At 60.3% G+C, this 26904-nt stretch carries 16 protein-coding genes and 7 pseudogenes; 9 read left to right on the top strand and 14 right to left on the bottom strand.

Annotated features, from left to right (window positions below):
* Nucleotides 1-12: 12 nt before the first annotated feature.
* The 3 genes and pseudogenes from AC0L2C_RS28830 to AC0L2C_RS28820 form a co-directional block, all read right to left on the bottom strand.
* Nucleotides 13-1060: pseudogene (locus tag AC0L2C_RS28830) on the bottom strand (IS3 family transposase); the annotation flags it as partial.
* A gap of 400 nt (nucleotides 1061-1460) precedes the next feature.
* Nucleotides 1461-1649: a hypothetical protein gene (locus tag AC0L2C_RS28825; RefSeq protein WP_473525022.1), complete on the bottom strand. Its 189-nt coding sequence runs from the start codon at nucleotides 1647-1649 to the stop codon at nucleotides 1461-1463.
* Nucleotides 1650-1990: 341 nt separating this feature from the next.
* A complete protein-coding gene (locus tag AC0L2C_RS28820) occupies nucleotides 1991-5185 on the bottom strand; it encodes a WD40/YVTN/BNR-like repeat-containing protein (protein WP_473525021.1) in 3195 nt (1064 codons plus the stop codon).
* 545 nt (nucleotides 5186-5730) lie between these two features.
* Between AC0L2C_RS28820 and AC0L2C_RS28815 the strand changes: the two genes are divergently transcribed.
* From AC0L2C_RS28815 to AC0L2C_RS28805, 3 genes and pseudogenes are all read left to right on the top strand, one after another.
* Entirely contained in the window at nucleotides 5731-6759 is a 1029-nt protein-coding gene (locus AC0L2C_RS28815; RefSeq protein WP_473525020.1) for an IS110 family RNA-guided transposase, read from the top strand.
* 432 nt (nucleotides 6760-7191) lie between these two features.
* Nucleotides 7192-8361: an ATP-binding protein gene (locus tag AC0L2C_RS28810; RefSeq protein ID WP_473525019.1), complete on the top strand. Its 1170-nt coding sequence runs from the start codon at nucleotides 7192-7194 to the stop codon at nucleotides 8359-8361.
* 348 nt (nucleotides 8362-8709) lie between these two features.
* A pseudogene (locus AC0L2C_RS28805) lies at nucleotides 8710-9919 on the top strand (IS3 family transposase).
* A gap of 715 nt (nucleotides 9920-10634) precedes the next feature.
* On the opposite strand, the pseudogene AC0L2C_RS28800 reads toward AC0L2C_RS28805, so the two are convergent.
* From AC0L2C_RS28800 to AC0L2C_RS28765, 8 genes and pseudogenes are all read right to left on the bottom strand, one after another.
* Nucleotides 10635-11665 (bottom strand): annotated as a pseudogene (locus tag AC0L2C_RS28800) (IS110 family RNA-guided transposase).
* A gap of 178 nt (nucleotides 11666-11843) precedes the next feature.
* Nucleotides 11844-13007 (bottom strand): IS256 family transposase, encoded by a 1164-nt coding sequence (locus AC0L2C_RS28795; protein WP_473525051.1) that lies wholly within the window; start codon nucleotides 13005-13007, stop codon nucleotides 11844-11846.
* Between the two features lie 290 nt (nucleotides 13008-13297).
* Nucleotides 13298-14770 carry an alkaline phosphatase family protein gene (locus tag AC0L2C_RS28790; protein ID WP_473525018.1) on the bottom strand — a complete coding sequence of 491 codons (1473 nt, stop codon included), beginning with the start codon at nucleotides 14768-14770 and terminating at the stop codon, nucleotides 13298-13300.
* A gap of 580 nt (nucleotides 14771-15350) precedes the next feature.
* Entirely contained in the window at nucleotides 15351-16214 is an 864-nt protein-coding gene (locus tag AC0L2C_RS28785; RefSeq protein WP_473525050.1) for an ABC transporter permease, read from the bottom strand.
* Between the two features lie 9 nt (nucleotides 16215-16223).
* A complete protein-coding gene (locus tag AC0L2C_RS28780) occupies nucleotides 16224-17159 on the bottom strand; it encodes an ABC transporter permease (protein ID WP_473525017.1) in 936 nt (311 codons plus the stop codon).
* Nucleotides 17159-18151, bottom strand: a complete 993-nt coding sequence (locus AC0L2C_RS28775) for an ABC transporter ATP-binding protein (protein WP_473525016.1) — start codon at nucleotides 18149-18151, stop codon at nucleotides 17159-17161. Before AC0L2C_RS28775 ends, AC0L2C_RS28780 begins: the two co-directional genes overlap by 1 nt.
* Entirely contained in the window at nucleotides 18148-19194 is a 1047-nt protein-coding gene (locus AC0L2C_RS28770) for an ABC transporter ATP-binding protein (protein ID WP_473525015.1), read from the bottom strand. Before AC0L2C_RS28770 ends, AC0L2C_RS28775 begins: the two co-directional genes overlap by 4 nt.
* Nucleotides 19195-19214: 20 nt before the next feature.
* Complete coding sequence (locus AC0L2C_RS28765; RefSeq protein ID WP_473525014.1) at nucleotides 19215-20774, bottom strand: ABC transporter substrate-binding protein; 1560 nt, start codon at nucleotides 20772-20774, stop codon at nucleotides 19215-19217.
* A 206-nt stretch (nucleotides 20775-20980) separates the two neighbouring features.
* Here AC0L2C_RS28765 and AC0L2C_RS28760 point away from each other — a divergent pair, with 206 nt between their 5' ends.
* The 4 genes from AC0L2C_RS28760 to AC0L2C_RS28745 all read left to right on the top strand — a co-directional run bounded on the left by AC0L2C_RS28760 (nucleotide 20981) and on the right by AC0L2C_RS28745 (nucleotide 24347).
* Nucleotides 20981-21892, top strand: coding sequence for a LysR family transcriptional regulator (locus AC0L2C_RS28760; protein ID WP_473525013.1), 912 nt, complete (start codon nucleotides 20981-20983; stop codon nucleotides 21890-21892).
* A 179-nt stretch (nucleotides 21893-22071) separates the two neighbouring features.
* Complete coding sequence (locus AC0L2C_RS28755; RefSeq protein WP_473525012.1) at nucleotides 22072-23256, top strand: pyridoxal phosphate-dependent aminotransferase; 1185 nt, start codon at nucleotides 22072-22074, stop codon at nucleotides 23254-23256.
* Complete coding sequence (locus tag AC0L2C_RS28750; RefSeq protein ID WP_473525011.1) at nucleotides 23231-24103, top strand: phosphonopyruvate hydrolase; 873 nt, start codon at nucleotides 23231-23233, stop codon at nucleotides 24101-24103. The genes AC0L2C_RS28755 and AC0L2C_RS28750 overlap by 26 nt, the downstream gene beginning before the upstream one ends.
* A gap of 37 nt (nucleotides 24104-24140) precedes the next feature.
* Nucleotides 24141-24347, top strand: coding sequence for a hypothetical protein (locus AC0L2C_RS28745; protein WP_473525010.1), 207 nt, complete (start codon nucleotides 24141-24143; stop codon nucleotides 24345-24347).
* Between the two features lie 262 nt (nucleotides 24348-24609).
* On the opposite strand, the pseudogene AC0L2C_RS28740 reads toward AC0L2C_RS28745, so the two are convergent.
* Nucleotides 24610-25257, bottom strand: a pseudogene (locus tag AC0L2C_RS28740) (IS256 family transposase); the annotation flags it as partial.
* A 248-nt stretch (nucleotides 25258-25505) separates the two neighbouring features.
* Between AC0L2C_RS28740 and AC0L2C_RS28735 the strand changes: the two are divergent.
* Nucleotides 25506-25595 (top strand): annotated as a pseudogene (locus tag AC0L2C_RS28735) (SOS response-associated peptidase); the annotation flags it as partial.
* Nucleotides 25596-25623: 28 nt separating this feature from the next.
* Here the strand turns inward: AC0L2C_RS28735 and AC0L2C_RS28730 are convergent.
* On the bottom strand, nucleotides 25624-25761 hold the full coding sequence (locus AC0L2C_RS28730) for an ATP dependent DNA ligase (RefSeq protein ID WP_473525009.1): 138 nt from the start codon (nucleotides 25759-25761) through the stop codon (nucleotides 25624-25626).
* 44 nt (nucleotides 25762-25805) lie between these two features.
* A pseudogene (locus AC0L2C_RS28725) lies at nucleotides 25806-26039 on the bottom strand (ATP dependent DNA ligase); the annotation flags it as partial.
* A 715-nt stretch (nucleotides 26040-26754) separates the two neighbouring features.
* Here AC0L2C_RS28725 and AC0L2C_RS28720 point away from each other — a divergent pair.
* Nucleotides 26755-26904 (top strand): annotated as a pseudogene (locus tag AC0L2C_RS28720) (IS6 family transposase); the annotation flags it as partial.

Genomic DNA, 26904 nt, shown 5'->3' with positions numbered 1-26904 from the left:
TTATGAAACAGGATTGTAGTAGTCGATCCAGGAACCGATACCGCTACGCGCCTCGCTGCCGATCTCGAAGGCATTGAGGAAGACGCATTCGTATTTGAGGCTGCGCCACAGCCGCTCGATGAAGACATTGTCCATCCAACGGCCGCCCCCGTCCATGGAGATGCGGATGCCGGCATCCTTCAGCGTCGTCGTGAAGGCGAAGCTGGTGAACTGCGAGCCTTGGTCGGTGTTGAAGATGTCGGGCCTGCCATGCGGGCGATCGCCTCTTCGAGAGCGGCAACACAGAAGTCGGCATCCATCGTGTTCGACAACCGCCAGGCCAGGGCCTTGCGGCTGAACCAGTCCATGATGGCCACGAGGTAGAGGAAGCCGCGCCGCATGGGGATGTAAGTCACGTCGGCGCACCAGACCTGATTGGGCCGCTCGATCGCCAGGTGCCGCAGCAGGTAGGGATAGATGCGATGCTGCGGATGCGGCTCGCTGGTTCTCGGCGCCTGGTAGATCGGCGACAGACCGATCTTGCGCATCAGCCGCCGGACCCGCTTGCGGCCCACGCACCGGCCCTGACGGCGCAGATGCCGCGCCATCTGACGCGCGCCATACCAGGGCATTTCCATAAAAGCCTCGTCTATGATGCGCATCAGCTCGAGGTTCTCAGGTGTCTCGCCGGCGGGCTGTCGGTAAAACGACGCCCGCGAGATCGAGACCAGTTCGCACTGGCGGCGGATCGAAAGCCTTTCGTGATCGGGGTCGATCATCATTCTCCTCCGATCCAGGCTCAGCGATCGAAGGCCTTGGCCAAAAAATCGCGCTCGACGACGAGTTGGCCGATCTTGGCGTGCAGCTTCATCACCTCGGCTTCCCGACCGACCTGCGCATCAGAGGCCTTGTCGTCGAACGCCTTGGCCAGATTCTCGATGGCCTGCCGTTTCCACTGGGTGATCTGGTTCGGGTGAAGCTGGTGCTTCGTCGCCAGCTCCGAAATCGTCCGCTCGCCGCGGATCGCCTCAAGCGCGACCTTGGCCTTGAAATTCGCCGTAAATCGTCTGCGTGTCTTCATACTGGATCGTCCTTTTCATTGGTCGATCCACCTTAGGCCCCTGTCTCAAAATCCGGGACCACCTCTGACCCTGCCTGATCAGGTCCGCGACTACGATATGCGGCGCCACCAGCAAGGTGTGACCGGTCGTCACCGCCGGGTAGCACCGTGCGAGCAACAGCTCGATCGGCATACTGCGGACCGAGGTAAGGGGAAGTGGCCGCAACTGGCTGATTGAGGCTTGCGCGATGGCTCAGAGTCCATGACCTTGGAGAGCAGCAGAGGCGGTTCGAAATGGAACTGCTTGGTACCGTTTGTAGTAGACGGGCTTGCTCATGCCAGCCCGTCTCTGGCCTCGCTGTCAGGTCCGAAGGCAGTGATTGAGCGGCTCGAAGCGAAATAGGCGCTACCCGCTTAACCGTCAGCCGCGCCGAACCAGCCTGTCGAAAGCGTAGCTCAGCAAATACCAGGTGACGAGGAACGCCAGACATTCCAGGGCGAAGCTACCGAGCTTATAGAACATCTCAGCGATAACGAAGGCGATCATGAAGGGCGCCAGCTCGCGTTTCGCCATGCCGCTTACTCCGATCGCCTGGGTCAGTGAAAACATGTTTGTGCTCCTTTTTTTGCTATCAATCACGAATCGGGCCGTCATCGTCCAGCCGGGTCCTGGCCGCGCCGAACCTCAGCGGCGCATGGAGTTTTTTCGGTGATCGAGAAGAATCTTAGCCGGCACGCCGGACACGATCTCGATCCTAGAAAAGAAGATTAGTGGTGCCGGACCGCGGCGCGTCGGCGCAGCCACCAGCGGGCGACCACCATCGCCGCGATGGCAAGCGGGACCGCGATTTAGAGCATCTCGGTCGTCCGTCGCCCCCATCCGGAGCCACGCCGAAGATCTGCTCGATGAAATCCATTTCTGTATCCTTCTTGGGATGAATGCTCACTCAGCTATATGTGTTTCCTCACGGCACCTAGACCTTCCCGGTTCCCGAGCAGCTCGAAACCGGCGCTCTTGAGCGCGACATTGAGCGCAGTGACCTCCTCCTTCACGAGCCCGTGCAGCTTTTTGATTTCGCAGTCGACCGTCGACATGATTTCATCGGAGACCTGCCGTGCTTGCTGCGTCGGCGCCGCGTCGGCGATGGAGACGACGTTGACCAGATCGATCAGCGTATCGTTCAAGCCGGCCGGGTTGCGCACGTCGGTCGGCGTCTCCCGCTTGGTGTCGACCAGCGCTCCCTCGATCGCCTCGAGCCGCCCGACCAGCGCCTGCGCGCGCTCGCCAAGCGATTTGTCACTGTCGCCGAGCTGCTCGTGGACATCCGCGAGCTGCCGCTTCAGAAGCCGGATGTGATTGACTGTCTGATTGAGTGCCGAGAGCATGCCGAACAGCTTTTGTAAGAGCGCGAACTGCTCGGCGAAGTCCTCCTCGGTCGTGGCGATTCGTGGATCCTTGACGATCGTGAAGCCGACCAACTGGCTCTTGCCGCGGCTCTGGAGCTCGACCTTATAACTGCCGGGAACCACCGCGGGGCCGCTCGGTCCCTCGCCCTCCGGCACAAGAGGCTTGTACTTCCGGATCACCAGCGACTGATCGAGTTTGGCCGGTCCTCGATGCCTGAGATCCCAGATGAAGCGGTTGAGCCCGGCCTTCGTGCCCGGCTTGTTATGCAAGGGCGCCTCCTTGTCGTCACTCGAGAAGGCGATGATGGTCTTGCCCGCGGCGTCTTGGAACGTCAGCTTGATCGGGTCCTCCGCATCTTTGGGCAGCCAGTAATAGACGATTGCCCCGTTCGGCGGATTCTCGCCGCAGTCTAGATAGTAACGATCGCTACGTCCGCCCTCCAGCTCCACGCCCTCCGTACCGGCGCCGATGCCAAAAGCCGCGTCGTAGCTGATCCCCGCCTTGACGAAGGTCTCTCCCGCGTAGCAGGCGAGCCTGGTTCGAACCGTGGCGCGCGGGCTCACTAGTTTCACATCCTGCTGATTCGGGGTCAGCTCGCGCAACGGCGTCACGTCGTCGAGGATCCAGAAGGACCGTCCATGAGTGCCGGCGATGAGGTCGCTTCCTTTGATCTTGAGATCGTAAACCGGGACCACGGGTAAGCCGCCGGTCATAGGCGACCAGTGTGCGCCATCGTCGAAGCTGATGAAAACCCCGGTCTCCGTGCCGGCGAAGAGCAGGCCTGGCCGCACCGGGTCGGCACGCACCACGCGGGTGATCTCGCCCTTCGGGAAATCGCCGACGATCAATTGCCAGCTCTTGCCGCCGTCCGTCGTGCGAAAGAGATAGGGCTGGTAGTCAGCGAGCTTGTAGCGCGTGGCCGCTATGTAAACGGTGTCGGCGTCATGCGGCGAGATCTCGACGCAGCCGACATAGGCGAGCTCTGGCATGGCGCTGGGCGTGACGTTGCTCCACTCCACCCCATCGTTCCGCGTCACATGGACGAGGCCATCGTCGGTGGAGGCCCAGATCTCGCCCTTGCGGTGCCGGGACTCCACGACTGAGGCGCACGTCGCATGCACCTCGGCACCTTTGTTTTCGGGGGTCAGGACACCGCCCGAATAATCCTGCCGAGCCGGCTCGTTGAGGCTGAGATCGGGCGAGATTACGGTCCAGCTCGATCCTTCGTCGCGGCTGCGGAAGACGTGGTTGCCCCCGGCATAGAGCGTCTTCGGATCATGCGGAGAGAAGGCGATCGGGAAAGTCCAGGCGAAGCGGTAGCGCATGTTCTTCGGCGCGATACCTGTCGACTCTTCCGGCCAGACATTGACGAGGCGTATCTGCCGGGTGCGGTGGTCGTAGCGCTGCAGAGCCCCCGCACCACCCGGGCTTGACCCGATCGCGCCACAATAGACGATGTCGGGATCCTCGGGATTGACGGCGATGAAGCCGCTCTCGCCGGTGCCCGGATAAGTGTAGTCGCTGAGGGTGATCACTCCCCATTCCGAAGCGCTTGGGACTGAGATCGCGCTATTGTCCTGCTGGGTGGCGTAGACCCGATAGGGGTGCCGGTTGTCGACGTCGATGCGATAGAACTGCGACGTCTTCTGATTGTAGATCGACGACCAGGTCCTGCCGCCGTTGAAGCTGATGCAGGCGCCGCCGTCATTGCCTTGGATCATCCGCTCCGGATTGGCTGGATCGATCCAGAGAGCGTGGTTATCGCCGTGAGGCGTTGTCACCTTGGTGAAGCTCGCCCCGCCGTCGGTCGATTTCCACATTTGTACGTTGTTCACGTAGACTGTATCGGCGTGTCCGGTGTCGGCGAAGACATGGGTGTAGTACCAGGGACGGTGGATCAAATCGCGGTTCTGCGAGACCTGGATCCAGCGGTCGCCGTAATCGTCCGTGCGATAGAGCCCGATCTTGTCGTCTTCCGCCTCCATGAGGGCGTAGACGCGCCCGCTCTGTGCCTCCGAGACGGAAACGCCGAGTTTGCCAAGCACCCCGCCTGGCAGGCCGTTCCGCGCGGACAACTCCTCCCAGGTGTCACCGCCGTCCAGCGAGCGGAAGATTCCGCTGCCTGGCCCGCCGCTGTTCAGGTTCCAAAAGCTCCGCCGCGTTTGCCAGGTCGTAGCAAAGAGGATGCGTGGATTGTTGGGATCCATCGAGATGTCGACGGCGCCGGCATCGGGATTGCGATAGAGGACCTTCTGCCAAGTCTTGCCGCCGTCCTTGGAGCGGAACACGCCCCGCTCCTCGTTGGGCCCGAACGCGTCGCCGAGCGCCGCGACATAGACGATGTCAGGGTCGTGCGGATGAATGCAGATCTTGCCGACATGGCGAGTCTCTTTCAGTCCCAGATGAGTCCAACTGCGACCGGCATCGGTCGACCTGTAGACGCCGTCGCCGTAAGAGACGTCACCCCGGATCGTCGTCTCTCCCATGCCGGCATAGATGACGTTCGAGTCCGAGCGGGCGACCGCGATCGCGCCGACACTGGCGCTCGTGAAGAAACCGTCGGATACGCAGCGCCAATAAATGCCGCCGTCGATCGTCTTCCACACCCCGCCTGCGCAGGCGCCAAAATAGAACACCATCGGGTCGTTAGGATCGCCCGCGACCGCCACAACGCGGCCGCCTCTGGCAGGTCCAATGCAGCGCCACTTGAGGGCCTCAAGCCTCTTGCGGTCAATCATTCCACTCGACCTCCACGCAGAATTCGTCGCCAGATCCCCGACAGGCCGCTTGGACAGGCCAAGCATGGCCTCGATTGCGTGACCTCTTAGCGCAGCTCTTGATCCACTTTGTTGCAGACCGGCGACAGATATCGAATTATGCGATATGAAATCTGCGATTCTGGATGGCGCGTGGCGCTTGCTCACAGGTATTACCTTGCCCTTTCGCTCCATTCGCGCCTTGTAGGTCGCCCGCGACAACAGTGTCACGCAGGCATCAAAGGTACTCGACATCACCCAAAGTTCGGTCACTCCCCACGTCGTCGTTCTGGAAGAATACTTAAGGCGACCATAGAACGCCGGGTAAGATCGACACGCCGATGTCAATCTGAAAGTATCTCTTGAGCAGGGCTCGATTGACGAACTGGACCACCTTTTCGACGTGAACTCCAAGGTTCCCTTTTATCTAGTGGTCAAAACCTGATGGAGTGGATGCCCCCTCCCGACGGCATCGCGATGTGCCAGGTTGGTGATTGCCAGAATCGACCAAGACAGAGAGGGCATCCATGGAGCAAGTTACCATCATTGGAATTGATCTCGCAAAGCGCGTCTTCCAGGTTCATGGCGCGGCGAACGACGGGAAGGTTGTCTTCCGCAAGAAGCTGTCGCGCTCACAGTTGCTGCCGTTTCTGGCCGGACAGCCACGATGCACGGTGGCGATGGAGGCGTGCGCAACGGCCCACGAATGGGGGCGTGCGATCGGCGCGCTCGGGCATGCCGTCCGGCTCCTGCCGCCGGTCTATGTGAAGCCCTTTGTAAAGCGGCAGAAGAACGACGTGGCTGACGCGGAGGCGATCGCGGAAGCGGCCTCCAGGCCGACAATGCGCTTCGTGGCTGTCAAAACCGAAGAACAACAGGCGCGGTCGATGATCTTCCGCACGCGCGACCTCCTGGTGCGCCAGCGCACGCAGCTGATAAACGCCCTGCGCGGCCACCTCGCCGAGCACGGGGTCGTTGCCCCACAGGGCCCGGCCCACGTGAAACGTCTTGCCGACGCGATCGAAGACGAGCAAAGCCTCGTTCAGCCGATCGTCCGCGACGTTGGTCGTCTCTATCTCCAGCAGATCGCCATCTACGGCGAGAAGATCACCGAGCTCGAGGAGACACTCCGTCGCGAGGCTGCGCGGAGCGAGACGACGGCGCGCTTGCAAACCATGCCGGGGATCGGACCCATCACCGCCATAGCGATCGAGACGTATGCGCCGCCGCTCGAGACCTTTCGACGTGGCCGCGACTTCGCCGCCTGGCTTGGACTTGCGCCTCTGCAGAAATCCACGGGCGGGAAACAGAAGCTGGGTCGAACCTCGAAGATGGGGCAGCGTGACATTCGGCGCCTGCTCATCGTCGGGGCGATGGCGGTCGTCCGATGGGCGACTCGGAAAGGCCCGCCTGAAGGGTCATGGCTGGCGCGCATTCTGACGCGCAAACCGCCCATGCTGGTGGCCATAGCCTTGGCCAACAAGATGGCGCGATCGGCATGGGCCATGCTGACGAAGAAGGAGGACTACCGGGATCCGGCGGCGGCATCAGCTTGATCGACGATCGAGCTGTCGCTCGCCGGTCCGTCGGGGATGTGAGGAGGGCAACGAACAGTAAGGGCAAATGATCGACAAGATCGGGACCAGGAAAAGCAGGCAAGTGTACGGAGCCACGAGCTCGCAAATCTGATCCGCACCTGATCCGCGCATCTCCATACCGGCCCGCGGCATGTGAAGCGCCGCAACAGCGAGGCCTGACACATGACCGCACCGATCACATGCTCGACGTTCGAAATCCCCTTGCATCAACGGGGGTCATCCACACATGACGCTTAGTACCCGAAACGGAATACCGCTGCCGACCCGAAGCGGACGCGGGTGACAGGCAGAAGGAAAAGTCCCGATTGAGCCTGAAGCGGACCTCATATAAACGTCTCGTGCCGGTTATGGAGCAGAGGGATAGCAATTGCGCGGGGGCAGACCAATATAATGATTTCTTTCAAGACCTATACCGATTTGAATGCATTCGTTGCCGACAATCCACCTGAAACCGTCACCCTTGAATACAAAAGTTCCAAATTACTGGGCAAGGGCGACATACAGCCCGTCTGTAAGGCGGTTAGTGCCTTAGCCAATTCGGCAGGTGGCACGTTTATTCTCGGCATCGATGCGTCCGATGAAAAGCTTGCGCTTGACGGGGGATGGCGGGAATCTTCAAAGCTAGACTGGCTTCACAGGGCCATCAATAGCGGCACTTTTCCTGCGGTCGAGACCGCGGATATTGCCGAGATAGACGCCGAAACTGGCAAGTACTACGTCATCTCTGTTGGCGTCAGTCCCAAGGCACCACACCAAAGCCAAGATCATCGCTATTACAAGCGCCGTGGTTCGCACAGCGACCCCATGGAGCACTACGAAGTAGAAGACATCCGCAACAGACCAAAAAGTAAGGCATTGCCGCTTGAGATCAGCCTGTTTCCTCAAGGTCAATTGGTCTCGTTTAAGTTGCGAAATGTTTCGGATTCAGAGGTGATTGACAATTTGAAGGTCAACGTGAAAGCGAACTTTCCATTCGAACGAAAGACGCTGGCAAACCTGAAGAAACGTGGTCTACGACAGCTCAGGCCATCGGTCGAACACGTGTTCCTTATCGATTCGTTTTTCACAATTCTTGGGGCCAATCCAGAAGCCGAGCTGCATGTTTCAGCAACTTTCGAGCGAAACGGACTTGTTGAGAGAGATTCCGTCACCTTCTTCCTAGCGGACTACGCTAACACGTCTATTGTCACCCCTCCGGTTGTCAACGCGCTGGTCGATCTCGGCGAGAAGCTCGATGCGATGGCAAAAACCCTGGAGAAGCTGCGCCGCCACGCTGAGATATTGGAGCGAGCAACGGACGGCAGCGGCTTGCGCCTGTCGCAGAGAACCATCAAAGCTTTGCTAAAACAGGACCAACGTTTCGACCCCGCTGAATTCAGTTGGGAGGGTTATCGCATCATCCTTGATATCACTATGGACGAGGCTTTCCAGTTTTACCATGTATTCGGCGTGATTGGCGGAAAGCACGAGCGCATCGCCCGGTATAAAGAGATTCCTGCCGCGTTGCGTGAAAAATTCGAACTCGTATTCAAAGTAGACTTCGAGAGTGACGAAAATTGACACCGTGACCACAAAAGTTACGCGCACTCAAATGCGCGCGGCGTGGGTTCGCTCAAAATCAACGTCGAAAGCGGGCCGAATTCCGCTCACTGGCGCAAACGCATACGGCACTTTACCGGCTTCCGCTCGCCCACCCTGAGCGGGCTTACAGCCCCCGGAACCAAGCGTCCATCAGATTTCGACCACTAGCTAGTAAGAGAGTAAGAGCGTGCCTACCGTACTTAAGACAGTCCGGAAGAGGCCGAGTCATAAACATCGCGTCATCGGGTGCAAAATGAATTGCCCCCCATTTCGATCGGACACCCGGCATAAGCAGAAAGGCTCAAGCACAGGCTTGAGGATAGGCTTATGTCCGAGGACTATCAGCGCATCGAGGTGATCACCGGCGTCGCCCGCCGTCGGCATTGGTCGACGGAAGCAAAGCTGCGGATCATCGAGGAGAGTTTCGAGCCGGGCGAGACGGTTTCATCGGTTGCCCGGCGCAACGGTGTGGCGCCCAATCTTCTCTACCGCTGGCGCCGTCTGTTGAGCGAGGGAGGTGCGGCAGCAGTGCGTTCGGATGAACCCGTCGTCGGCAGTTCAGAGGTTCGGCGTCTCGAGGAGCGGGTGCGCGAGCTGGAACGCCTGCTGGGCCGCAAGACCATGGAGAACGAGATCCTTCGGGAAGCGCTCGCCAAATCGCAGGCAAAAAAACCGACCTTGCGGCCGCTCTCGCTTCCGAAGGGAGGTTTGCGGTGAAGCGGGTCGCCGCGGTGCTCGGCGTGTCACGCTCCAACCTGTCAGGCGCAGCGGAAGAACCAGGCCGCGTGGCGCCTATCGCAAGGCCGACGACGAGGGCTTGCTGCCGCTCATCCGCCACTTCGTCGACGAGCGGCCGACCTATGGCTACCGGCGCATCACCGCACTGGTGAACCGGGAACTGACGCGAAAAGGACTGCCTATCGTCAACCGCAAGCGGGTGCATCGGATCATGCAGCAGTCGGCCTTGCTTCTGGAGCCTCACACCGGCCGCCGCGAAGGTCGCATTCACGATGGCAAGGTGATGGTCATGCGCTCAAACCTGCGCTGGTGCTCCGATGGCCTGGAGTGCGCCTGCTGGAACGGCGAGATCATCCGCATGGCCTTCATCATCGACGCGTTCGACCGGGAGATCATCGCCCGGACTGCCGTGAGCGGTGCCGGCATCAGCGGCTCGGACGTACGCGACATGATGCTCGAAGCCGTCGAGAAGCGCTTTGGCTCCGTGCGGGCGCCGCACCCCATCGAGCACCTGTCGGACAACGGCAGCCCTTACACGGCCAGGGAAACGCGCGACTTCGCCACCGCGCTGAACCTCGTTCCCTGCTTCACGCCGGTGAAGAGCCCCGAGTCCAACGGAATGTCCGAGGCGTTCGTGAAGACCTTCAAGCGCGACTACCTGCGCATATCCCCCTTGCCGGACGCACCTTCCGTGCTCCGGCAGATCGCCGGATGGATCGACGACTACAACGAGATTCATCTTCAATCAGCGCTCCGCATGCGCTCCCCACGGGAGTTCATCCGAGCCCAAACCCAGTAGCCGGGTGTCCGGCGAAACGGGGGGCACTACACAAAACGAGTCATCGGTTCAACGCCGGTTATCCAAGGTCGAAAGCAGCTATGGTCATGCTTACGCGCGCAATACATTTTCATGGCTGGAATTATGGGATCCGCGCGACTGCTATTTGCCTGGGGATTGTCAACGCAAATGAACGAGGGCGGATGGATGTCCCCTGCTGAGGCGATGACGCAAGCAGAAGATTTTGCCTCTATAGTGTCGGCGGTGCTTCCGCCTATCTACCGAATCAGCGGCCGCTCCAGAAGTAGTCATTGCGTCGTAGTAGTTGCTAGCGCAGGGGACAGGTTGCTGTGGGAGCCTGATGGCGGGTGCAACTTCGTCGACCAGCGCAGACGTTGTGATTGCGACACTAGGGTCGGGTGAGCGTCCGATGGCCGCGTTTATGAGTTGTGTGCGTCAAGTTCTTGTGTGGATGCCAGCCGTTTTGCAAGGAGAACCAGAAGCATTGGACATGTGATCGAGTGCGGTCATGTGTCAGGCCTTGATTTGCGGCCGTTCCATATGCCGCGGGCCGGTATGGTGATGCGCGGATCAGGTCCAAATCAGCAAAGCGAGCTTGCGTGGGCTCTCAACTTGACTCTGGTTTTCCTGACCCCGATCTGATCGATCATTTGCCCATGCAGTTCATGCCTTCCTCACATCCCCGACGTGCCGGTCTCAGGTGCGTTGTTGCAAATCACGCAGGCACCGTCGCCGGATCTCGGTAGTCCTCCTGTTTCGTCAGCATGGCCCAGATGCCACGCGCCATCTTGTTGGCCAGCGCGATTGCCACCAGCATGCGCGGTTTCTTCAACATCAAGCGGTCAAGCCAGGAACCGTCGGGCGCGCGCCTCCGAGATGCCCATCGAACCACGGCCATGGCGCCGATGATGAGCAACCGCCGAATATCGCGCTGGCCCATCTTCGATACCTTCCCTAGTCGTTGCTTGCCGCCGCTCGACTTCTGCCGAGGGACCAGCCCGAGCCAGGCGGCGAAATCGCGACCGCACTTGAAGGCCTCCATCGGCGGCGCAAAGGTTTCAATGGCAAGGGCAGCGATAGGGCCAACACCGGGCATGGTTTGCAAGCGCCGAGATGTTGCAGCCTGCCTGGACAGGGTGTCGATCGTCTTCTTCAATGCCGCGAGCCGGCTGCTCAACTGTTCGATCTGGTCAAGTAGAGCGCTGCAGATGTCGCGGACCAGATCCGGCAGGTCTGCGCTCTCGTCCTCGACGATCTCTGCCAGACGTGGCAGGTGGCCGATGCCTTGCGGAGCAACATAACCGAACTCATAGAGGTGCGCGCGCCCAGCGCATTCACCAATTCGGTTCTCTGATTCACGAACTGCTCTCTGGTGCGAAACACGATAGCCCGGGACTGCTGCTCCTTGGTCTTCGGTTCGACAAAGCGCATTGTCGGTCGTTGCGCTGCTTCGACGATCGCCTCCGCATCTGCGACGTCGTTCTTCTGCCGCTTGACGAACGGTTTGACATAGGCCGGGGCAATCAGTCTTGGCTCATGGCCAAGCCGAGCCATCTGACGGGCCCAGTAGTGGGAGCTGCCGCACGCTTCCATCGCCACGACACATGCCGGTTGACTCGCCATGAACTTGCAAAACTGCAGGCGCGACAGCTTCTTGCGGAACACAACCGATCCATCAGCTGCCGCCCCGTGCAGCTGAAAGACGTTCTTTGCCAGATCGACCCCAATGATGGTAACCTTTTCCATGGATGCCTGCCTCTCCTTTGCGTGGCGCTAACACCACAAACTTGGCACATTGCGATGCCGTCGGAGAAGGCTGGCATCCACCCCATCAGCAAAAATGGCGTGGCATTCAGCGGTGACGTTGGCGTGTCCGCCGCGCAGCCCCCGTGTTTAGCGGAGCGGCGGACATGGCGGCCGCGTCTCAGGCGGCCAGTGCCCTCAGGTTCTCCTTCTTGTGCTCGCGCAGATGATCCATGTTGAGGTAGCGGGTCGCCTCGAGCCAGTTCTCGTGGATCTCCACCGCCAATGCCCGAACCAGCCGCAAACAGCTCTGCGGGTTGGGGAAGATGCGAACGACCAGGGTGCGCCGCTTGATCTCCTGGTTTAGCCGCTCCAGCATGTTCGTCGACTTCATGTGCTTGTGATGCGGCAGCGGCAGCCGATAGAAGCTCAGCGTCTCCTCGATGTTGTTCTCCACCCAATCCACCAGCTTCGGGTATTTGGCCTGCCATTTGGCGATCCACTGCGCCAGGTCGCGCTTGACCTCGGCTAGGTCGCGCCGGTCATAGAACCATCTGAGCTCCATCAGGCAGTCGTCATCGACCTTGCGCGGCACATAATCGAGCGCGTTTCTGAGGAAGTGCACGTAACAGCGCTGCCAGACTGCCTCGGGCAGGACTTCGCGGATCGCTGCCCTGAGCCCTGGATGGTCGTCGGAGACGACGAACTCGACGCCGGCGAGCCCGCGCTGCTTGAGCCCTGCCACGAACGCGCGCCAGCTCGAATGGCTCTCCCGGTTGGCCAGCTCCACGCCGAGCACCTGGCGCCGGCCCTCCCAGTCGACCCCGATCGCCACCAAGACCGCCTGGCTGGCGATCACGCCGGCCTCGCGCGCCCGCTCATAGCGCGCGTCCAGGATGAGGTACGGGTAAGGTTCGGCAAGCCGCCGCTCAAAGAACGCCTTCAGCGCCTCATCCAGCCGCGCCGTTGCCTGGCTCACCGTCGAGGCCGAGAAGGAATGGCCGCACAGCTCCTCGGTGATCGCCTTGACCTTCCGGGTCGACACACCTTGCACGTACATCTCGACCAGCGCCGACACCAATGCTTTCTCCGAGCGCTGATAACGCTCAAACAACTCCGTCGAGAACCGGCCGGCCCGATCTTGCGGAACCCGAAGCTCCAGCACGCCAACCCGCGTCACAAGCTTGCGTTCGTAATAGCCGGACCGGTAACCAACCCGCTCCGTCGTCCGCTCGCCTTTCTCGGCCCCGATCGCCTCCGTCATCTCGGCTTCCAAAGCCTCCTGCACCACAGTCTGCAAAACCTTGCGGAAGCCGTCCTCATCCGACAACAGCAACGCTTTCAACTCGCCTCTGCTCAGTCTAACTTCTCGATTGGTCACGGCACTTACCCTTCCACGGGAATCGGTGATCGCAACGTCACCAGCGTGCCATGGCCGCCCCTCGCCTCAGAGCAAGGGCTGTTCTCTCTCCAGAGCTTTTTGCAGAACCTTCAGGACACTATCCGTTTATGGGATGCGATCGGTCTGGGCGAGAACCTATGCAGCGCGATCTGAGTGGCATTCTGGATTGCCCTTGCCCGCACGGCTTTTTCTTGTTTTCACAGCGGCCCGGGCCTCCGCTTTGTTCCACCTGCTCACCCCTCCGCCATACCGCGATCAATATAAATAGCGCTTCCAACCTGAACACGGTGGAGAACCTGCCTAAAACTGCCGAGCCGGGCTTCACAAGCTTCTCTGCGGATGGGTGCGGCAACCTTCAATCCATGTTCCAGGACTTCGGCCAGAACGCGTCCGGTCATGCTATCCGGCGGCTCGATCTCAAGAAGTTGCAGGATGGTTGGAACTAGGTCGCAGATGCCCGACGGGATACTGGAGACGAAACCGGGCTCGCGAAATGACGAGCCGGCGACAATGCCGACTGTGGCGAGCTCTTTCGGATGCAATCCACCATGGACACCCAGCCCGCTGCGGCGGTCATTATCGTAAAACGTTCCACCGATAAGCCCAAACGGATCGACACCATCATCCGCTCGAAAAGAAAAGGAGACATCGGGTGCACGCCGATGATTGGCAAAGACCAGATGGTTACCAAGGCTACCAGGTGCAATGGCCTCGGTTGCGTTCTTTGCACGTGTAAACACCGGTCCACACCATGGCTCGGTCGTGATCATTGCCACCAAGCGTGCGATCTGTTTGGCGCTGGGGTCCGCGAGATAAAGCGCGCCGACCTGACCAGGGATGACAACGACATCGACATCTGGTGCAGGTGCAGTGCCAGGATGGAATCCGGCCTCACGCAGACTGTCGACCACCGAAACACGGGTATGACCCGTGATATGACCATGATCTGAGATCGCGATGATCTGCACACCTTCGGCGCGTCCTTCCGCCTCCCACCAGTCGAGCACGCGTCCGAAGTGGCGGTCGCAATGCGCGATGATGCCGCGCGTCGCCTCGGCGCCGGTGCCATGGAAATGCGAGGTGATGTCGGGCTCGCCATAGGAAAGGATCGTGACGTCCGGCCGGTATTTCGGCCAGACCACGTCGAGAAAGGCCGAGGATATCCAATCCTGCCCGGCCATGTCGGGCTCGGTCTTGGGCAGCGCCGGCCGTAGCGGCCCAACAACGGCTTCAGCTTCCGCCAATGCATCGTTGGGCGTGCAGGCCTCCTGAAAATGCCCAGAAAGTCGAACATGCCCGAAATCCTCCGCCTTGTGATGGAAGAAGCGTGTCGTGCCAGGTGTGTTGGTGGCCAACACGGCCATGCTGCGCCCAGCCGCAGCGAGGATCTCGCCAACTGTTGGCGCTGTCATCAGTCGACCGCCGCTTTCCAGGTCGAGCTTGCGCAGGAGCACGGCGTCTGACGTATCGATATAGCGCGGCGGTTTAACAGACCCGTCGATATACTGGTTTCCCACCATGCCATGACGTCCGGTGGTGGCGCCGGTAACAAGGCTCGGGAAGGCCGAGCGGGTTTCGCTGGGGTAGATCGTCCGATGCTCCGCCAGCGTAACGCCCAGGGACTGCAAGCGGCAGAGATTCGGCGTCAAGTCGGAAGAGACAAGGTCGGGGCGAAGACCGTCGAAGCTGACGATGAGAAATCGCATGTTGTCCTAACTCTGGTTGTCGCGGTGGTGGCGTAGGAATGCGTCAGTCGCAAATCGCCAGTTCGCGTGACAGTGTTCACCAAGCGTCCACTGATTGCGCGCCGACAATAAACTGATCTTCGAGCATGAATGCGCCGAGGCTTCGGATATACTAGAGCGACTATGAGCAAGGACGATGTCAGGTTCGATCTCCTTTGTTTCATCCGCCGCGATGAACAGCCAATTCCTCGACAATCACTGAAGCCCCGAAGCCGCGGCAAAAATGGCCGCGGCAGTACATGTCAGCAGGGTGCCGTAAATTGCCTGCTGACCCGCTTGGCTGACCAAGGAACGAAGCGGCCAAGATTAAAACGGATGATGTCTCCGTTCGGCTGGACGACCTTTGCCGGTCGCGCTAGGTCCGATCGTGATGGCGCCGTCCGCCAGAACCGGGCCGTTGCAGCCGAGCTCGGCTGCGCGCTTGTGCAGAGGCGGTGCGGAAAATCGAGAATAGGTCGTCGGCGGTGCAACCGCGCCGGAACCTTGCATCTGGTTGATCCTCTTGGCCCTGATGAGGCGGCAGCGTTCGCTGCGTTCTCAGTCACTGCAGTCCCTTGTCCAACCGGTCGCGCAGCCAGTCGCCCAACAGGCTAACGGAGAGCGTCGTCGTGACGATCAGGGCAGCTGGCGCAAACATGATCCATGGCGCACGCGTCATATACTCCCGGCCATAGCCGAGCATGTTCCCGAGGCTCGTCATCGGGGGCTGAACGCCAAGACCCAGAAAGGACAGGCTGCTTTCCATGAGGATGATCTCCGGGAAGGTCAGCGTCATGGAAACCATGAGCGTCGACGAGATGTTCGGGAGGATGTGCCGCATATATACCTGCATTGGGCTCGCACCCAATTGACGGACGGCACCGGCGTAGCCTTGCGCACTGGCGGCGATCGCAAGCCCGCGTGCGATACGGGCGTAGCGTTCCCAGCCGTAAAGCCCCATCAGTCCAATAAACAACGGCAAAGCGTTTCCGAAAAAGGCAAGCACCGACAGGGAAAGGATGAGGAACGGCATGGCTGCCTGGAAGTCGGCGAGCATCAGGACGCATTGCTCGACGCGCCCACGACAGTGGGCCGCAGCAAAGCCCATCGCCGTGCCGAAGCACGCCGAGATCAGCGTTGCCCCCAGAGCGACCAGAACTGAGATACGAACGGACACGATCAATCGTGACAGAATATCGCGTCCCAGCTCGTCCGTCCCAAGCAAATGCTGCGGGTGCAATGGCGAGGCTAGCCGATTGGGTAAATCAAGAGCGGTGAATTGGTACGGAGCGATTTGATCGGCGAGCAGCGCCACAATGATGATAAATGCAATCCAGAGCACACTGGCGATGACGAGGATTGGAATTCGGCTGTGTTTCGTGGTCTTTCCCGTGCGAGTTGCGGTTCCGCCTATTTTTCCCATCATGTTCATTTGTCAGTGTCCTCCAGTCGAGTTGGCGTTAGCCAAGCGCGGATCGAGGAAGCCGTAAAGGAAGTCCACGATGAGGTTGGAGAGCACCATTGTGGCGGCTACCAGCAGGAGAATACATTGCACGACCGCCAGATCGCGGGCTGTCACCGATACGACCAGGAGATTGCCGACACCCGGCCAGGAGAACACGCTCTCGACCACAACCGAACCAGCGATCAGATTGCCGACCATGAAGCCGACAATGGTAACGGTAGGAATTGCGGCGTTCGGCAAGGCGTGACCACGCACAACCGCGGCCCAAGGGATTCCTTTGGCACTGGCGGTGCGAATGTACGGCTGCCCCAGTACCTCCAGCATTGCGCTTCGTATGAATCGGGCGAGCACGGCGGCGCCGCCAACCCCGAGAGTGATGATCGGCAGGATTAGATGCTGCAGACTGCCCGTGCCGCCGGTCGGCAGCCAGGCAAACCAGATTGCAAGGACTTGAACCAATACGAGGCCGAGGACAAAGCTCGGCACCGTGTAGCCTGCGACCGCCGTGACCATGACCGCACGGTCAATGGCGCTGTCCCGATGCAAAGCGGCATACATACCCGCTGGAATACCGATCACCAATTTCATCAGAAGCGCGGGCAGGGTCAGCATGAGTGTTGCCGGGATACGCCCCAGAACCAGGTCAAGCGCAGGCCCGCCTCCACGCATCGACCGGCCGAGCTCGCCCTGAAAGATCGCTGCGAAGTAGTGGAGATATTGCATCCAGAGTGGCCGATGAAGTCCCCACTCCCGGCGAAAGGCGGCCATGGCCTCGGGCGAGGCGTCGTCTCCCATGATGCTGCGGGCCGGATCTCCCGAGAGTCTGAGCACCATGAAAGCAAATGTGACCACCAGCGCGACGGTCAAAACGGCACGTAAGACACGGGTAGCAAAAAACCGAAACATCAGGTTCCAACCTTCTTGGTCGGCGGGTTGGTATGGACGGCATGACACGCGACGGATCGCCCGTCCGGCAGAGTCGAGAATGTGGGGGAGACGCTTACGCACTCCGGCCGCGCGATGGAACAGCGAGGGTGGAACCCGCAGCCCGTGGGACGGGCTGCAGGGTTGGGTGGTTCACCTTTGAGTATGATACGCTCGCGCGTGCGCCGGCCTGGAACAGGTACGGCTGAGACTAGCGCCCTAGTATAGGGGTGGGTGGGGCTCGAGAGCAGAAGGTTTGTCTCGCCATATTCAACGATACGACCGAGATACATCACAGCCATATGCTGACTGACCTGGCGAACCACTTTTAAATCGTGGCTGATGAAGAGGAGCGTAAGGCGTAAGTCCTTTTGAAGGTCCATGAGCAGGTTCACGACCTGGGCCTGGATCGATACGTCGAGAGCCGAGACCGGCTCGTCGCAAACCAGCAACGCCGGCTGCATGATCAGCGCCCGGGCAAAAACAGCACGCTGACGCTGTCCACCCGACAGTTGATGCGGCAGGCTTGCGGCATGACTGGCATTCAGGCCGACCGCGTCAAGCATAGCCAGCGCATTGTTGTTCCGCGTCGATGCAGCTCCGATGCCATGGATGTCCAGTGGTTCCCGGACCTGATCGAGGATCGACAGTCGACGATCCAGCGCAGCGAGCGGATCTTGGTAGATCATTTGCATTTGCGCTCGCATACGGCGCCACGCTGGTGTATCGACGGCCGGCAGTTCAGACCCGCGGAAGAGCACATATCCGCTGTTCGGCCGTTCAATGCCGAGCGCGATGCGTCCTGTCGTTGATTTTCCCGAACCGGATTCGCCGACGAGCGCCAGCGTCTGCCCCTGTTGCAGCGATAGTGATACGTCATCGACAGCGCGGACAGGAACCTTCTTTCCGAAGAGGCCCTGCCGGGTCGAATAGCTGCGAGCAATGCCGTGAAGTTCAAGAATGTTTGCAGTCATGCAAGCATGCTTTCCTTGACTTGCAGGAATTGCTGGGCGGATGTGGTGGCTCCTGCCATGCAGGCCGAGAAACGACCGGCTTCGGTTTGCAAGAGTGGCGGAACGGCGTTTTTACAAGCCGGCATGCGCTGGGGACAGCGGGGCGCAAATGGGCATCCCGAAGGCATGCTTGACGGCTCTGGCACCTGTCCCTCGATGGGAATGAGTCGATGCAACGCGCCTTCGAAAGGCGGCACGGCCGCAAGGAGACCTCGCGTATACGGATGCTGTGGGTTCGCAAAAATTGAATCCGACGGCGCCGTCTCGACGACTCCGCCGGCGTACATGACCATGATGCGTTCACAGGTTTCGGAAACGACGCCGAGATCGTGGCTGATGAGAACAAGAGCCATGCCGGTCTCGCGTCTGATGATGGTCAGAAGGTCAAGTATCTGTGCCTGGATCGTGGCGTCGAGCGCCGTGGTCGGCTCATCGGCAATCAGAACGTCCGGCTTTCCGGCGAGCGCCATGGCGATCATGATCCGCTGATTCTGGCCGCCGGACAGTTCATGAGGATAGGCGTCGAACCGACGCGCCGCATCCGGCAAGCCAACGAGTTCGAAAAGACGTTTTGCCTCCGCCCGAATGCTCGAGCCCGACACACCCTGATGTCGCGCGAGAACTTCGCCAATCTGTCGGCCCAGCCGGATGACGGGATTGAGGGCGCTCGACGGATCCTGAAAGATCATCGCCACGCGCCCGCCCCTGATTCGGTCGAGTTGCGTCGCGGCTGCGCCCAGGAGTTCTTGCCCGTCCAACCTGACGCTTCCCGACACGGTAGCCGTGCGAGGCAGCAGCCCGAGCGCGGCAAGCCAGGTAACGGACTTGCCGCTGCCTGACTCGCCCACAATACCCAGCGAGTCGCCCCGTGCGACCTTGAGATCGATCCCCCGAAGGACCCGCACATCGCTGAAGTCGACGGTCAGTCCTTCGATCGTGAGCACCGGTTGCGTAGCGGAAGTCGTCGGGAACGCGGATGCTGGTGAGGAGTCGACGAGATGCACCGTTCCTCCTCGGGTGGTCATCAGTTCTGCGTATAGGCGGCGTTGAAAGGACCGAAGTTCAGGTCGAGTGTCTGACCTGGGGCCCAGGCGATGTCTTTGCGCTTGCCGTAGAACTGACCTGAACCGTGGAGGATCACGCAAGGAGGATCCTCCCGGTCAACGATCTCGAGCATCCTTTGCATGATCGGCCGGCGCGCTTGCGGATCGACCGTTTCCTTCAGCTTTTCGCCAAGGCCGAAATATTCTTCATTGCTCCAGATACCCTCTTTGACGTTCCCCCCAATTGGGCCGAAGCGGCGCCAAGCGTGGCCGAGCGGGTCCGGGAGGGTGGCGGTATTCGAACCGTCGAGGATTGCGTTGATCGGCTTGCTCCAGATCTGGGCGGGGTTCTCCATCATCTGGATTTCGACATTAATGCCGACCGCTCGCCACATTTCGATCATTATCTGCGCGCCGGCAACTTGGTTGGGATAATAGTTGTTGAGCAGCCGGTAGGTGATTGCCTCGCCCTTGTAGCCGCTTTCGGCGAGGAGCTTCCGCGCCAGCTCGGGGTCGTATGCGAGACTGGGGAAGTCCTCGATATAGGCTTCGCCGAAGCTGGGGAGTTGATAGCCGTTGGGAATGAGCAGCCTGTCCTGCCAGAGCGCCTTGACGATAGCCTCTCGGTCAATCGCGAGGCTGAGGGCGCGGCGGACGCCTACCTTGCGGAGGATCGGACCGGTCGTATCGATATCCAGTGAACGGATATTCTGAACGGGGCCGCCGGAGACTTCGAGTTCGGGATGCTTCTCGATTTCGGAGAACATGTCGGGAGAGAGATCTGTGATAAAGTCTACTTCACCGGCGATGAGCGCGTTCACCCGGGAAGCCAGCTCCGGGATGATCCTGAAATGAATCCCTTCGAAGGGCGGCAGCCCACCCCAGTAGTCATCGTGCGCGGTCAGAACGACTTCGACATCAAGCGTTTGGCTAACAATCCGGAAAGGGCCTGTGCCAACCGGTGCCGCCGTCCAAGCGTCCCAGTTGCCGGCAGCGTCGAACGCGCGCTTGCTGACGATTTCTGCTCCCCAGGACGCCAACCGTTTCTCGATCAGCGCATCTTCGACTTTGGTGTGGACGACGACAGTGTGGCTGTCGATAATCGTGACTCCCTCGATCGTGTCCAGTGTCTCCATCGCGGTCGCCGCCATACCGGGGCCGAGGAGATGTTGTGGACTGAGGCTGAACGCCACGTCTTCCGCTGTGAATGTGCCGCCATCATGGAAAGTGACATCTTTACGCAAGAATAGGCGAAGCGCTTTGCTATCCACGCGTTCCCAGCGTTCAGCCAGTGCCGGACGCAGCTTCATCTCCGTATCCTGCTCAAAAGCGATCAATGTGTCGAACATCTGCGCTACAACGCGCCGTCCCGCGGTGGCACCATATAGAACAGGCTCGACGGCTGGCGGGAAGCCGGACATGCCGATTCTAACGATGCGGCGAGCGGCGCCCTGGGCCTTCGCTGAAGATACTCCAGTCATTGGCAGAAGACTGATTGCCGCCCCGGCTACCAATAGATTCCGTCGCGTAATCGAAATCATGTGCGTACCTGGCTCCTGTGTAGCTGCGCAAAGCAACTATGTCGCTTCGGGCTTTGGGTATCTTTTTCTTTACGGCCATGGCACTTCTCGTGACCCGGCGTGAACGAGACGGATTACTCACCTCATATGCTACAACAGCATGACAATCATCGAATAATGCGATAACAAACGCGCTCTTTTGGATGCATCCAGGAAGGCGGGCGGCCATGGCAGATAGCAAAGATCTTTCGCTCAACGCTGTTCGGGCTTTCGTGCAGGTCGCACGCGACAACAGCGTCACCCGGGCCTCGAAAACCCTTGGCATCACCCAGAGCTCGGTGAGCCGCCACCTCGCGGTATTGGAAGAGTATTTCGGCGCCAAGCTGCTCGAACGGCACGGACGCCTGAGTCAGGTGACGGATTTCGGGCGGCTATTTGCCGACGCCGTTGCCGAGCCGCTTGACACGATTTTCTTTACTGCAAAGCGGATGCGCCGCGGTGACGGGAAAGACGCCAACCGGCTCGTCGTGAGGACGTCGCTCTCGACGTTCGCCTATACGCTGCTGATTCCCAATTTGAACGACTTCTCGAAGGAAATGGGCGGCGTCACGGTCGACGTCATCAGCACCCTTTCGGCCCCCGCCTCAACCGACAGCTTCGATGTCCTCCTGACCCGGGACCTGACGCTGACCGAACCGGGAGATCGCTGGGATTTCTATGATGAACAACTCGTCTGCGTCGGGTCGCCGAACTGTGTCGCCGGCCGCGGCCTCGAAGCGCTGCGCACCACACCGGTGATTGCCGTCACTGCGCGGCCGGACATCCTGCCGACCTGGCTCCGCGGCATGGATATGAAGACGTCGGACATCATCTCCGGGGCGCGCTACGACCACCACTACCTGGCCCTGCCGGCGGTAACGACTGGTCAGACTTTGCTGGTGACGCCGCATATCGTCGTCGCGGATCTGATCAGTCGGGGCCTCTTGGAGGTGCTTCCCGGCTCCCGCGCACCGAGCGGCATGCAATATCAGGCCTATGCCGTCGATCGCAGCGGCAATCCGGATCTCGCCCGCGCCTTCTGCCGTTGGCTCACAAGGCTCTGTCGGAAAAAAACCGAGGAGGAGAGCACAGCGAAATAAATGCTGGCCGCGATGATGCATCGCAGAACGCGATCCTTTTGGCCGCGTTTCGCGATGCCAAAACTAGCGAGCTAAGGGCGCCCCATCTAGCTCTGGGCATAACTCCCTGCTTTGAGGAAAGTCCATTGCCCTTACTCGCCAAAAGACTGCAGGCCGTCCGCCCATCCCAGACAAAGGCCATGACTGCCAAGGCGAGTGCCTTGCGCGAACAAGGTGTCGATATCGTCACGCTGAGCCAGGGCGAACCGGACTTCGACACGCCAGAGGCCGTTCAGCAAGCCGGCATTGCCGCCATTCGCAATGGCAAGACTCGATATACCCCGGTTGCCGGCGTCAAGCCTCTGCGCGAGGCGATCCGAGAGAAGCTCTTACGCGACAACGGGGCCGATTACGAGATCGATCAGATCACGGTCGGGTGTGGCGCCAAGCAGATCGTTTTCAACGGTCTCTTCGCCAGCCTCGACGCGGGGGATGAGGTCGTCGTCCCCACACCCTGCTGGGTCTCCTATCCGGACATGGTGCTGCTTGCCGGCGGCAAACCGGTGCTCGTCCCCTGCCCTGAGGGGTCGGGTTTCAAGCTGAAGCCGGAGGATCTGGAGGCGACGATCACGCCGCGCACCAAATGGTTGATGCTGAACTCGCCGAACAATCCGACCGGCGCGGTCTACTCCAGGGCCGATCTGGCCGCCCTGGCCGAGGTCCTACGCCGACACAGCCATGTCCACGTCCTTTCAGACGATATCTATGAAAAGCTAGTCTATGACGTGCCCTTCGTGACGATGGCCGAGGCTGCGCCTGACCTCATTGAAAGGGTGCTGACGGTCAACGGCGTATCGAAGTCCAGCGCCATGACCGGCTGGCGCCTTGGCTACGGGGCTGGTCCGAAAGACCTCATCAAGGCGATGAACATGATCGAGGGCCAGACATCGTCGCATACAAGTTCCATCTCGCAATATGCCGCGATTGAGGCCATTGCCGGCAACCAGGATCACATCGCCGAGTTCGTGTCCGCCTTCCGAAAGCGCCGCGATCTGGTCGTCGAGCAGATCAATCTGGCCGAGGGCCTGAGCTGCCGCGTGCCCGACGGCGCCTTCTATGTTTTCGTCTCCTGCGCCGGCGTCATTGGCAAGGTGACCGCCACGGGCAAGGTGATCGAGAGCGACATGGACTTCGCCATGTATCTGCTGGAGCAGTTCGGTGTCGCCGTGGTGCCCGGCAGCGGCTTCATGGCCTCACCCTATATTCGCATTTCCTATGCCGCATCAGAGGACGAGTTGAAGCGCGCCTGCGGCCGCATTCTCGCCGCCTGCACCGCCCTGTCCATAAGCGAGAAGACGCATGAGCAAAGCGAAGCAACTGCGTGACCGCATGGCCGAACGCGGCCTCGTCCGGATCATGGCCGCCCATAGCCCGCTTTCGGCCGTCCTGGCCGAGGAAGCCGGTTTCGACGGGATCTGGGCCTCAGGCTTCGAGCTCTCCGCCCTTTACGGTCTGCCGGACATGAGCCTCATCTCGATGACGCAGCACCTTGACATGCTGCGGGCGATCGCTGGCCGGTCCTCGCTGCCGATCGTCGCCGATATTGACACCGGCTACGGCAATGCGATCAATGTCATCCATGCAATCTCCGAATATGAACGCGCCGGCGCCTCGGCGGTTGTCATCGAGGACAAGACCTTCCCGAAGGTCACCAGCCTCGCTGCCGGCGGCCGCCAGCAACTACTTCGGGTCGAGGAGTTTCAGGGCAAGATCGAGGCGGCCATCAGCACCCGCACCGACCCTAACTTCCTCGTCATCGCCCGGACAGAAGCGCTGATCGCCGGTCTCGGCCAAGAGGAGGCCCTGAAGCGCGCAGCAGCCTATGAAGCGGCCGGCGCCGACATGATCCTCATCCACTCGAAACAGAAGGCGCCGGACGAAGTTGAAAGCTTCGTGCGTGCCTGGTGCGGCAAGGCGCCAATCGTGATCGTGCCGACGGCGTATCCGGAGATGAACGAGGAACGTATCAACGCGCTCGGCAGGATCGCGATCGTGATCTATGGCAACCACGCGATCCGCGCTTCGGTCACGGCGATGAAGGATGTCTTCGCGCGCATCCTCAAGGATCGCGGCATCCACAACGTCAACCGAGACATCGTTTCCGTCGAGGAGGTGTTCCGTTTGCAAAGGATGGATCAGGTCAAAGTCGACGAGGAACGCTTTCTGGAGTAACGGCCGACCGAACATTGTATCTGACTCTGACCAGTGGATGAGCTATCGCGATGACGAAGCGAGAAATTTGCCGGCTGCCGGAAGTAGTCCAAGCCGACATTGGCGCGACGAGGCCGCACGGCTGATCGCTGTCGAGGTGGAACGCATCCGGCGAGGTGGGAACGTGCCGATGACACGAGAGACATTGGATGTGGCGGAAAGGCTGGCTGGCCACGTACTTGTGGCAGTTTCGTCGCTTCCTTAGGAACACCAGTGCGCAGGCGCATCGCTGCTTGGTCAAGATAGACGGTGTTCCAATGAACGATGGCGCTGACGACGGGTTTGAGACCGGAAGCGCGGAATGCCTTGGCTCTAGAATGTCCCGTTGCACTTAGTCGGTGGATGCCGTTTCAACGAGTTGTGTGTGTCAAGTTCTGCAAAAATGGCGTGGCATTCAGCGGTGCCGTTGGCGTGTCCGCCGCGCAGCCCCCGTGTTTAGCGGAGCGGCGGACATGGCGGGCCGCGTCTCAGGCGGCCAATGCCCTCAGGTTCTCCTTCTTGTGCTTGCAGATGATCCATGTTGAGGTAGCGGGTGGCCTCGAGCCAGTTCTCGTGGATCTCCACCGCCAATGCCCGAACCAGCCGCAAACAGCTCTGCGGGTTGGAGAAGATGCGAACGACCAGGGTACGCCGCTTGATCTCCTGGTTCAGCCGCTCCAGCATGTTCGTCGACTTCATGTGCTTGTGATGCGGCAGCGGCAGCCGAAAGAAGCTCAGCGTCTCCTCGATGTTGTTCTCCACCCAATCCACCAGCTTCGGGTATTTGGCCTGCCATTTGGCGATCCACTGCGCCAGGTCGCGCTTGACCTCGGCTAGGTCGCGCCGGTCATAGAACCATCTGAGCTCCATCAGGCAGTCGTCATCGACCTTGCGCGGCACATAATCGAGCGCGTTTCTGAGGAAGTGCACGTAACAGCGCTGCCAGACTGCCTCAGGTAGGACTTCCCGGGTCGCTGCCCTGAGCCCCGGATGGTCGTCGGAGATGACGAACTCGACGCCGGCCAGCCCGCGCTGCTTGAGCCCTGTCACGAATGCGCGCCAGCTCGAATGGCTTTCACGGTGGCCAGCTCCACGCCCAGCACCTGGCGCCGGCCCTCCCAGTCGACGCCGATCGCCTCCGTCATCTCGGCTTCCAAAGCCTCCTGCACCACAGTCTGCAAACGCTGCGGAAGCCGTCCTCATCCGACAACAGCAACGCTTTCAGCTCGCCTCTGCTCAGTCTAACTTCTCGCTTGGTCATGGCACTCCCCTACTACGGGAATCGGTGATCGAACGTCACCAGCGTGCCATGGCCGCCCCTCGCCTCAGAGCAAGGGCTGTTCTCTCTCCAAAGCTTTTGCAGAACCTTAGGACACTATCCGCGTGGGCGGACTGGCTCGACCATTCGGTGTCGGCGAAGTCGCTGATCAAGGCCCTTCCCCCCGGCACACTGCAGGTAGGGCAAGTCGGGTGACTTGAAACGAATCGGCGCTGGATGTCGATCAGGGATGGGTCAGGAAGCGCACCACCTGCCGGGCTGGCTTGTCCTGACGCTCGCCTTTATATGAGACCTGGCGCAGGAGATTGTCTTCCGTCCAGGTGAGATAGGCGACCTCGACCACCACTTCAGGCCTGACCAATGCACGCGCGACAGCTCAAGCGGCGAGCCGAACCGGCTCTCGCGCGGCGGCGGAACGTCGAGGGGCATTTGAGCTGTCTGAAGTGGCGCAAGCCGGCGAGCCAATCGCTTGAGCTCTGCAACCGTGATGCCCGTGCCGGCGCGGCCCGCATACAACAGACGACCATCATCGGTGTAGTAGCCGAGAAGCAGCGAGCCGATATGCGGCCGGCTTCCAGTCGGATCGGTCCAGCCGACGACGATGAATTTCTCTCTGTTGAGACACTTTGACTTGACCAATAGGCCGCGTTGCCGGATGCATAGGCGCTGTCGATGCGCTTTGAGATAGCGCCCTCGAGTGCAAGCCTGCAGGCGTGCTTGCGGAACACAGGCCCGTCGCCGATCACGTGATGGCTGAAGCGCAGGCCGGGCATGTCGGTCGAAAACAGGCCTTCTAGTCGCGCCTTGCTGCTAACGTCTCGGCAAACAGGCCGCTTTATCTTGCCCAAGGGGTGGCCGATGAAGGGTCGACAAGACTGCGCGGCTGCAGCTCAAGAGGCGGGTGAGGAAGCCGGCGTAGTGGGTACTTTGCATGAGCAATCCGTTGGCAGCTTCCATTATTGGAAGCGATTGAAGGACACGTTTGTCCCGGTAACTGTTGAAGTATACCCGCTTTATGTCCAGCAAGAGCCGGATGTATGGAAGGAGTGGAAGTATCGAAGACGGGGCTGGCTTAAGCCCCATCAAGCAGCACTCCTGGTCGACGAACCTGAGTTGGCTGACCTACTGGGCTCTATAGCGCCTGAACTAGCTTGTTTCTGAACGCTAGGATAAAACATGCTCAATTACCTGGCTCACCCGCATCGCTCTCAACGAGGCGCTCCGGCGAGCGCGAAAGCGTCGGCCTTCCGCTGAACTGGCGGAACTGAATGATGGAGGCTCGGTGATTCTGTCGCAAACGGAATGGCAGCCATATCTGGCACGAAGCCCTCTCTTTTTCGGGAAGCGCGCTTGTATGTTCAAAGGCTGTCATTTCGACCGATCAGTGATCTTGCTGTGCCTGCGCTGGTATCTGGCCTACAATCTCGGCCTGCGCGTCCGGAGGAGATGATGGCCGAACGCGGCCTGAACGTCGACCATTCGACTGTGCACCGCTGGGTCGTCC

Source organism: Mesorhizobium sp. WSM4845, from assembly GCF_055811455.1.
The sequence above is the reverse complement of the archived record's forward strand: the minus strand, read 5'-3'. Positions and strand labels throughout refer to the sequence as shown.

What these genes read in the sequence shown, in the direction of transcription:
- AC0L2C_RS28825 (WP_473525022.1), bottom strand. Translation starts at nt 1,649, where the DNA reads ATGTTTTCACTGACCCAGGCGATCGGAGTAAGCGGCATGGCGAAACGC.
- AC0L2C_RS28745 (WP_473525010.1), top strand. Translation starts at nt 24,141, where the DNA reads ATGAGCTATCGCGATGACGAAGCGAGAAATTTGCCGGCTGCCGGAAGT.
- AC0L2C_RS28750 (WP_473525011.1), top strand. Translation starts at nt 23,231, where the DNA reads ATGAGCAAAGCGAAGCAACTGCGTGACCGCATGGCCGAACGCGGCCTC.
- AC0L2C_RS28765 (WP_473525014.1), bottom strand. Translation starts at nt 20,774, where the DNA reads ATGATTTCGATTACGCGACGGAATCTATTGGTAGCCGGGGCGGCAATC.
- AC0L2C_RS28820 (WP_473525021.1), bottom strand. Translation starts at nt 5,185, where the DNA reads ATGATTGACCGCAAGAGGCTTGAGGCCCTCAAGTGGCGCTGCATTGGA.
- AC0L2C_RS28810 (WP_473525019.1), top strand. Translation starts at nt 7,192, where the DNA reads ATGATTTCTTTCAAGACCTATACCGATTTGAATGCATTCGTTGCCGAC.
- AC0L2C_RS28760 (WP_473525013.1), top strand. Translation starts at nt 20,981, where the DNA reads ATGGCAGATAGCAAAGATCTTTCGCTCAACGCTGTTCGGGCTTTCGTG.
- AC0L2C_RS28785 (WP_473525050.1), bottom strand. Translation starts at nt 16,214, where the DNA reads ATGATGGGAAAAATAGGCGGAACCGCAACTCGCACGGGAAAGACCACG.
- AC0L2C_RS28775 (WP_473525016.1), bottom strand. Translation starts at nt 18,151, where the DNA reads ATGACTGCAAACATTCTTGAACTTCACGGCATTGCTCGCAGCTATTCG.
- AC0L2C_RS28790 (WP_473525018.1), bottom strand. Translation starts at nt 14,770, where the DNA reads ATGCGATTTCTCATCGTCAGCTTCGACGGTCTTCGCCCCGACCTTGTC.
- AC0L2C_RS28780 (WP_473525017.1), bottom strand. Translation starts at nt 17,159, where the DNA reads ATGTTTCGGTTTTTTGCTACCCGTGTCTTACGTGCCGTTTTGACCGTC.
- AC0L2C_RS28815 (WP_473525020.1), top strand. Translation starts at nt 5,731, where the DNA reads ATGGAGCAAGTTACCATCATTGGAATTGATCTCGCAAAGCGCGTCTTC.
- AC0L2C_RS28755 (WP_473525012.1), top strand. Translation starts at nt 22,072, where the DNA reads ATGACTGCCAAGGCGAGTGCCTTGCGCGAACAAGGTGTCGATATCGTC.